General features: G+C 70.8%; 6 protein-coding genes and 2 pseudogenes. 7 read left to right on the top strand and 1 reads right to left on the bottom strand.

The window, feature by feature from the left end; genetic code table 11:
* The 4 genes and pseudogenes from DAT37_RS03985 to DAT37_RS03970 all read left to right on the top strand — a co-directional run.
* Nucleotides 1–121: pseudogene (locus DAT37_RS03985) on the top strand (3-isopropylmalate dehydratase small subunit); the annotation flags it as partial.
* The gene (locus DAT37_RS03980) at nucleotides 100–339 is read left to right on the top strand and encodes an SCO5555 family protein (RefSeq protein ID WP_109523315.1); all 240 of its coding nucleotides are present in this window, start codon (nucleotides 100–102) and stop codon (nucleotides 337–339) included. The pseudogene DAT37_RS03985 and the gene DAT37_RS03980, both read left to right, overlap by 22 nt.
* A gap of 101 nt (nucleotides 340–440) precedes the next feature.
* Nucleotides 441–740 carry an HU family DNA-binding protein gene (locus DAT37_RS03975; RefSeq protein ID WP_109523314.1) on the top strand — a complete coding sequence of 100 codons (300 nt, stop codon included), beginning with the start codon at nucleotides 441–443 and terminating at the stop codon, nucleotides 738–740.
* 101 nt (nucleotides 741–841) lie between these two features.
* Nucleotides 842–1,057, top strand: coding sequence for a hypothetical protein (locus DAT37_RS03970; protein WP_198654082.1), 216 nt, complete (start codon nucleotides 842–844; stop codon nucleotides 1,055–1,057).
* Here DAT37_RS03970 and cofC read toward each other — a convergent pair.
* Nucleotides 1,049–1,684: a 2-phospho-L-lactate guanylyltransferase gene (cofC, locus tag DAT37_RS03965; RefSeq protein WP_109523313.1), complete on the bottom strand. Its 636-nt coding sequence runs from the start codon at nucleotides 1,682–1,684 to the stop codon at nucleotides 1,049–1,051. The two genes, DAT37_RS03970 and cofC, sit on opposite strands and share 9 nt — an antisense overlap.
* A gap of 80 nt (nucleotides 1,685–1,764) precedes the next feature.
* Here cofC and DAT37_RS03960 point away from each other — a divergent pair, with 80 nt between their 5' ends.
* The 3 genes and pseudogenes from DAT37_RS03960 to DAT37_RS03950 all read left to right on the top strand — a co-directional run.
* Nucleotides 1,765–2,475: a lysophospholipid acyltransferase family protein gene (locus DAT37_RS03960; protein WP_109523312.1), complete on the top strand. Its 711-nt coding sequence runs from the start codon at nucleotides 1,765–1,767 to the stop codon at nucleotides 2,473–2,475.
* A gap of 4 nt (nucleotides 2,476–2,479) precedes the next feature.
* A complete protein-coding gene (locus DAT37_RS03955) occupies nucleotides 2,480–3,490 on the top strand; it encodes an NAD(P)H-dependent glycerol-3-phosphate dehydrogenase (RefSeq protein ID WP_109523311.1) in 1,011 nt (336 codons plus the stop codon).
* A gap of 71 nt (nucleotides 3,491–3,561) precedes the next feature.
* Nucleotides 3,562–3,719: pseudogene (locus tag DAT37_RS03950) on the top strand (D-alanine--D-alanine ligase A); the annotation flags it as partial.

Below are 3,719 nucleotides of genomic sequence, written 5' to 3'. Positions count from 1 at the left end.
CGACTACACCCGCTGGCGGCTGATGGAGGGCCTCGACGACATCGGCCTGACCCTGCGTCACGCCGAGGACGTGGCGGTGTACGAGAATGGTCGGCAGCCATGGCTGCCGACGACCGTCTAGACGACGACTCACTGGCGCGGCGGTTGCGCGAGGCGTACCGCCGCGTCGTCGCGCTTCCCGCGCCCGAGAAGGAGAGGTTTGCCCGCAGATATCTGGCCATCTGCGAGCTGGCCAAGCGCGATCCCGGGCGTGCCGCGGCCCGGCTGGAGGCCTTCGTGGCCTCGCTGGGCGGCGATCTCGACACGCCACGCGCACCCGAAAGCACGCCCGGTGATTGAGTTCGCCCGCAATCAGGCTTAGTTTCGGGAGAGTAAGGGGTTTCTACGTCTTAACTTCGTGAGCTGGAACCCCGAGCCGTAACGGGGGGAGCACAACTTACATGAACAAGCGAGAGCTCGTTGACGCCATCGCGACGCGGGTCGGTGACAGGAAGACCGCCACCGAGGCCGTGAACGCGATCATCGAAGTCGTCCAGAAGACGGTAGCCAGCGGAGACAAGGTCTCGATCACGGGCTTCGGCGCGTTCGAGATGGCCCACAAGCCGGCCCGCTCGGCGAGGAACCCATCCACCGGGGCGGAGATCAAGGTCCCGGAAAGCTGGGGGCCGAAGTTCCGTCCGGGCTCGGACTTCAAGGAACTGGTCAACGTCGGCGGCAAGAAGGCCGCGAAGAAGAAGTAAACGACATCCCACGCGCCCGGCTCTCACGAATTTGGGAGCCGGGCGTTTCGCGTGCCCGCCCGGATGCGGCTCGCCCCCTGGGCGGCTGAGCGTCTACGCTGATGTCCGTGCAGGCTACGGTGCGCGGCTTCGACGAGGCGACCCGCTCGGGCACGGTCTTCCTCGACGACGGGACGGTGCTGCCGTTCGGCGCGCCCGCCTTCGACGCGGGGCCGCTGCTGCTGCTCCGGTCCGGTCAGCGGGTGCGCCTGGTGGTGACGGGCGGCGAGATCACCTACATCACGCTGTCGACGTTCCCGGTCCCCGGCTCAGGGTGACGGCCAGAGCTCGGCGACCACGGCGGCGGTGTGCGGGCCGAGGCCGAGGGCGATCGCGGCGCGCAGGTCGTCAGGGGTGTCCACGTCCTGCCTCACCGACTCGATGCCGTCCAGGCACAGCTCCTTGGCGCCGCCCGCCAGATGTCTGGCCCGCGACTCACCGCCGAACCTGGGCTTGAACGGCGCCCCGGCCCGCACCCCGTAGAACGTCGTGCCGACGTCGAGCGCGTCGGGCACGAAGGCCTGGTCGAACTCGGCGGAAGCCGACAGAACGATGGCCAGCTCGGCGGGCCGCAGCGACGGCAGGTCCGCCTGCAGGGCGCCCACGGGATCGCCCGGCGCGAGCCGTACGGCATGGGCGGCCCCCGTGCGCAGCGCCGTGTTGAGCCCGCGGTCGGGATCGGGCACCACGTCGGCGCCGAGCGCGGCGAGCGGCCCGGCGGCGGCCGGGTCGGCGGTCACCACGATTACCCGCTCCACCGCGGGGCAGGAGAGCGCCGCCGAGACGGTGTCGCACGAGACGGCGACGGCCAGCCGCGCGCGGTGCGGCCCCGTCGCGGCGGCCAGCCTGGTCTTCGCCGCGACCAGCGTCTTGACCGGGATGACCAGTGACCAGCGGTTGCTCATAGGCTTAAGCATCGCGCCTCGACATCTCCTGCGGCGAACCGGGAGACTTGGGGCGCAAACCGTTCGGCTTGGAGGAGAGCATGAGGCGCCTCACGCGACCATCGCGTTTCTGGGAGATCCTGGCCGTGGTGATCGTGAAGCCGTTGTCACTGCTGCTGGTCGGGCGCGACTGGCGCCACGGGGAGCGCGTCCCCCGCCAGGGCGGAGTGATCATCGCGGCCAACCACCTGTCTTGGACCGATCCCGTCCTGCTGGCGCACTTCCTGTACGACCACGGGCGCTGGCCGGTCATCCTGGCCAAGTCGGCGCTGTTCAAGGTGCCGCTGCTGGGCCGCGCGGTGCGCGCGCTGTGCGCCGTCCCCGTCGACCGGGGCAGCAGCGAGGCGGCCAGGTCGCTGCACGAGTCGGCGCAGCGGCTCAAGGAGGGAGGGGCGATCCTGTTCTACCCGGAGGGCACCTGCACCCGAGACCCCGGCCTGTGGCCGATGGTGGGCAAGACCGGCGTCGCCAGGCTCGCGCTGCAGAGCGGCGCCCAGGTGATCCCGGTGGCCCACTGGGGGGCGCACGAGCTGCTGCCGTACGGAGAGAAGAGGCCGAGGCTGTTCCCGCGCAAGACCTTCCACGTGTCGGTGGGCCCGCCCGTCGACCTGTCCAGGTACGCCGACCGGCCGCCGCACGCGGACGTGCTGCGCGAAGCGACCGCCGACATCATGGCGGCGGTCACCGCGCAGCTGGCGGAGCTGCGCGGCGAGAAGGCCCCCGAGTCCCCCTACGACCCGGCGAGGCAGTGATCCGATGACGAAGGCCGCCGTGTTCGGCACCGGCTCGTGGGGCACCACGTTCGCGATGATCCTGGCGGAGGCCGGCAACCGGACCACGCTGTGGGGGCGCAGGCCGGAGCTGGTGGAGGCGATCGACCGCACCCACACCAACCTCGACTACCTCCCGGGGGTGGCGCTGCCCGGCTCGCTGCGCGCCACGACCGATCCGGCCGAGGCGCTGGACGGGGCCGACTTCGTGGTGCTCGCCGTGCCCTCGCAGTCGCTGCGGCCCAACCTGGCCGCCTGGCGCGAGCACATCCCCCGCGACGCCGTCCTGGTCAGCCTGATGAAGGGGGTCGAACTCGGCACGACCAAGCGGATGAGCGAGGTCATCCGCGAGGTGGCGGGGGTGGCCGAGGATCGCGTCGCCGTCGTCTCCGGGCCCAACCTGGCCAAGGAGATCGCCCAGCGCCAGCCAGCCGCCACGGTCGTGGCCTGCGCCGACGAGAGCGTGGCGGAGCGGCTGCAGGAGGCCTGCCACCTGCCGCCGTGGTTCCGCCCCTACACCAACCACGACGTGGTCGGCGTCGAGCTCGGCGGGGCGGTCAAGAACGTCATCGCGCTGGCGGTCGGCGTGTCGGTGGGCATGGGCATGGGCGACAACGTCTCCGCCATGCTGATGACCAGGGGTCTGGCGGAGATCTCCCGGCTGGGCGCGGCGCTCGGGGCCGACCCGCACACGTTCGCCGGGCTGGCCGGCATGGGCGACCTGGTCGCCACCTGCACCTCGCCGCTGTCGCGCAACCGCACGTTCGGCGAACGGCTCGGCCGCGGCATGACGCTGGCCGAGGTGATCGCCACCACCAGGCAGACCGCCGAAGGGGTCAAGTCCTGCGAGTCGGTGCTGGAGCTGGCCAGGAAGCACGACGTCGAGATGCCGATCACCGAGGTCGTCGTGGGCGTCGTGCACGACGGCATGTCGCCGACCGAGGCCGGGATGCTGCTGATGTCGCGTTCGCCGAAACCTGAGCGATACGGGGTGTGACCCGACCATTGCGGACACCACCCCAGGGCTTGACTCGCTGTAGGAGGGACACACCGGTAGATTCGGACGTCATGAGCAAGCCGCGCGTCGCCGTCGTATTCGGGGGTCGTAATTCCGAGCACGCCGTGTCCCTCATGGGCGCGGGCAGCGTGCTGGAGGCGATCGACAAGAGCAGGTACGAGGTGATCCTGATCGGGATCGCCCAGGACGGCAGGTGGGTCTTGGCCGC

This window comes from Nocardia aurea, assembly GCF_003123685.1.
GTDB classification, from domain to species: domain Bacteria; phylum Actinomycetota; class Actinomycetes; order Mycobacteriales; family Mycobacteriaceae; genus Nocardia; species Nocardia aurea.
The sequence above is the reverse complement of the archived record's forward strand: the minus strand, read 5'-3'. Positions and strand labels throughout refer to the sequence as shown.